The organism is Clostridium sp. (assembly GCF_051650885.1).
GTDB lineage: Bacteria > Bacillota > Clostridia > Clostridiales > Clostridiaceae > Clostridium.
The window spans coordinates 1-3679 of sequence record NZ_JBOFRG010000287.1 but is presented as its reverse complement, the minus strand read 5'-3'; the positions used below and the strand labels follow the sequence as shown (position 1 = coordinate 3679).

Here is a 3679-nt window from a genome sequence, read left to right as displayed (position 1 = left end):
TACAACTAGAGGGAGTGTTATTTGTAATGAGAAAAACTAAAATGATTTGTACAGTAGGACCAGCGAGTGAAAGTGATGAGATATTAACTAAGGTTATAGAGGCAGGAATGAATGCTTCAAGACATAACTTCTCACACGGTGACCACGAAGAGCACAGAGGAAGAATGAACAAAGTTAGAGAAATAGCTGCTAAATTAGGAAAAGAAATAGCTATCGTTCTTGATACTAAAGGACCAGAAATAAGAACTGGTAAATTTGAGCCAAGCAAAGTAGAATTACAAAAAGGAACAGAATTTACAATCTTCGTTAAAGAAGAAGTTATAGGAGACGAAACTAAATGTTCAGTAACATATGACGGATTAGTTGATGATGTTGTAGCTGGAAACACTATCTTAATAGATGATGGTTTAGTTGGATTAACTGTTAAATCAGTAGAAGGAAACAAAGTAATTTGTGAAGTAATGAACACTGGATTAGTTGGAACTCACAAAGGAGTTAACGTTCCTGGAGTATCAATAAAATTACCAGCATTAACTGAAAAAGATGAAGCTGATTTAAAATTCGGTTGTGAAATGAAAGTAAATATGGTTGCTGCTTCATTCGTAAGAAAAGCAGAAGACGTAATTGCTATAAGAAAAGTATTAGATGAAAATGGTGGAAAAGATATCTTAATCTGCCCTAAAATAGAAAACCAAGAAGGTGTTGATAACATAGATTCAATAATCGCTGTTTCAGACGCTATCATGGTAGCTAGAGGAGATCTTGGAGTTGAAATTCCAATAGAAAACGTACCTGGAGTACAAAAAATGATAATTGAGAAATGTAATGGAGCTGGAATCCCAGTAATCACTGCAACTCAAATGTTAGATTCTATGATAAGAAACCCAAGACCAACAAGAGCAGAGGTTTCAGACGTAGCTAACGCTATATTAGATGGAACAGATGCAATCATGTTATCAGGAGAAAGTGCTAACGGAATTTACCCAGTAGAAGCAGTTTCAACTATGGCAAGAATCGCAACTGAAGCTGAAAAGCAATTAGATTACGAAGTAGCAGTATCAAAAGCTAAAAAACACATACCTGCAATAGCTGGTGTTATTAGTAGAGCTGCATGTAATGCTGCAAATGAATTACAAGCTGCTGCTGTAGTTACTTCAACTAAGAGTGGAGCTACTGCTAAGAGATTATCTCAATGCAGACCAGAGTGTCCAATCGTTGCTATTACAAATGATGAAGTAGTTGCTAAGCAATTAGTATTCTCATGGGGAGTATACCCAGTAGTTGCTGACAAATTTGAGTCAACTGACGCAATGATGGAGCAATCAGTAGTTATAGCTGAAGAAAGAGGATTCTTAGCTAAAGGTGATACAGTTGTTATTGCAGCTGGAGTACCAGTAGATAAGGTTGGAGCTACTAACTTAATGAAAATTGAAATAGTAGAATAGTATATATAAAAAGAAGTCTTAGGACTTCTTTTTTTATTTCCATTAATAATGTAAAAGGATATTCTCATTGCTACACTTGCAAATCAAGATTAAATTGTGAAGTAGGAAATGTAGTGAAGGCTAATGGATTATTGTTAAATAGAGAAGAGATACGATATCCTAAAAAAATTTACAGAACAAAAAGAGGCAATTGAAGAGTGCAGAAACCTTGGAAGAAGAATAATTGGATAGGTAATAAACTATTGAAATATAAAAAATACATTAAAATACCTATCTAAGTATAAAAAGTAAGAAAATCTTAATAATTATAAGTAGGGAAAATAAGATATAATGTATATTATCTATTGGAAAAGTGAAAACTTTTAAATATGTATAAGAGATTATACGGCAACTGATTTAAATTTACTCAAAATATTACGCTGTTGACGGCAACCAACAAAGTAATAGAAACAGATACTTAGAATTCTTTGGATTCTAAGTATTTTTTTTAGTTATTTTAAAGTAATTTGTTATTTTTTGGAGGTAGGGATGATATAATGAAAGAAATGAATTAAGGAGGGGAGCAGAGCGTGTTCTGCTAGACTGAATTTATGAAAGAAACATTTATAAAAAAAATTATAGTGAAAGACTATAAAGTGCTAAAGAAGAATGAGTTTGAGTTAAAGTCAGAGAATTTAATAATTACAGGAAAAAATGGTAGTGGAAAAACAGTTTTATTAGAGGCTATTAATACTTTTTTAGGTTCTTTGTTATTAAAGGATTATGAAAATGTCATAAACTTAGATAATGATATAAGAGAATGTAAAAAGAAGTTATATTTTCTAAGAGATGAAGAAATTTTAACAGAAGCATCTAAGAGTGAGATAAATAAGCTAAAGAATAGACTAGAATTTTTTAATTTAAAGGAAGATAAGTTTTGCAAAGGTGTAAGACTTCAATTAAAAGGTGATGGTGAGCTACAAAAGAGATTTGATTTAGGAGAATTTATATTCCTTTATTATAAATCAAGAAGAAATATAGAAATAGATGATGCCTTATTTAAGGAGTATTTACTGCAACTTAAGGATAGAGAGGAAGAAGCTATTGCTATAGATGATGAAGAAGAGCTTGTATTAATTAAAAGATGGTTTAATATGATAGAAAGATTATTTAAATCAATCTTTATGACAAAGGATTTAGAGTTTTCTTATAATGATGAGTTAGAAGATTATGCTATACATATGAAGAATAAAGCTCCATTAAGATTAAATGAACTGTCAGACGGACATACTGCAGCATTAAAATTCTTTATAGAGATAATGAGTAAGATGGAGAAGATTAGAACGAATAAATATGATGTTGAAGGAATTATATTAATAGATGAAATAGAAAGACATATTCATCCAAGCCTTCAAAGTAAGATGATTTATTTACTTAAAGAAACTTTTCCAAATATCCAGTTTATAATAACCACTATGTCTAAAGAAATAATTGAGAATAGCTATAATAGTTTTATCTACAACTTAGATAAATAAAACTCCATTTAGATAGAGGTTTAACTTAATCTAAATATATAGCTTAAATTTACTCCTTTTATAGGAACAGTTTAAATATAAGGCTGTTTTTATTAAGGAGTATTTTTTTTGAAAAAAATTTTAAAAAAAGTATTTACAATGGATAATTATTATTATATAATAAAAACATACCAAAGAGGTATTAAAAAAGATTGAAACTAAATTTTTAAAAGTTAAAATGGTTTTTAAAAGTTTAGAAGAATAAATAAAATTTATGTGTGTGAAAATTAGAGGAGGAAATTATTATGAAAAAGTATATTTGTACAGTATGTGGATACATTCACGAAGGAGAAATGGCACCAGAAAAATGTCCAGTATGTGGTGTTGGAGCTGATAAATTCAAAGAGCAAGTTGGAGAAATGGCTTGGGCTGACGAGCACAGAATCGGTGTAGCACAAGGTGTTGACGAAAGAGTAATCGAAGGATTAAGAGCTAACTTCATGGGAGAATGTACAGAAGTTGGAATGTACTTAGCAATGTCAAGACAAGCAGATAGAGAAGGACATCCAGAAGTTGCTGAAGCTTACAAAAGAATAGCATTTGAAGAAGCTGAGCACGCTGCTAAATTCGCTGAATTATTAGGAGAAGTTGTAGTTGCTGATACAAAAGCTAACTTACAAGCAAGAGTTGACGCTGAGTTTGGTGCATGTCAAGGTAAAAAAGATTTAGCTACTTTAGCTA

Annotated in this window: 3 protein-coding genes; all 3 read left to right on the top strand. The window is 30.9% G+C overall.

Translation table 11 applies throughout. The features are described 5' to 3' along the window. Positions 1-26 precede the first annotated feature (26 nt). The gene (gene pyk / locus ACRC28_RS13745; RefSeq protein ID WP_438544015.1) at positions 27-1445 is read left to right on the top strand and encodes a pyruvate kinase; all 1419 of its coding nucleotides are present in this window, start codon (positions 27-29) and stop codon (positions 1443-1445) included. Between the two features lie 590 nt (positions 1446-2035). Continuing rightward, complete coding sequence (locus ACRC28_RS13740; protein WP_438544014.1) at positions 2036-2959, top strand: AAA family ATPase; 924 nt, start codon at positions 2036-2038, stop codon at positions 2957-2959. 284 nt (positions 2960-3243) lie between these two features. Beyond that, positions 3244-3679: NADH peroxidase (locus ACRC28_RS13735; protein WP_438544013.1), on the top strand; the 436-nt coding region annotated here is incomplete at its 3' end.

Bases quoted from the DNA above. Each gene is read 5' to 3' on its own strand.
- ACRC28_RS13740 (WP_438544014.1), top strand. From the start codon at position 2,036: ATGAAAGAAACATTTATAAAAAAAATTATAGTGAAAGACTATAAAGTG.
- pyk (WP_438544015.1), top strand. From the start codon at position 27: ATGAGAAAAACTAAAATGATTTGTACAGTAGGACCAGCGAGTGAAAGT.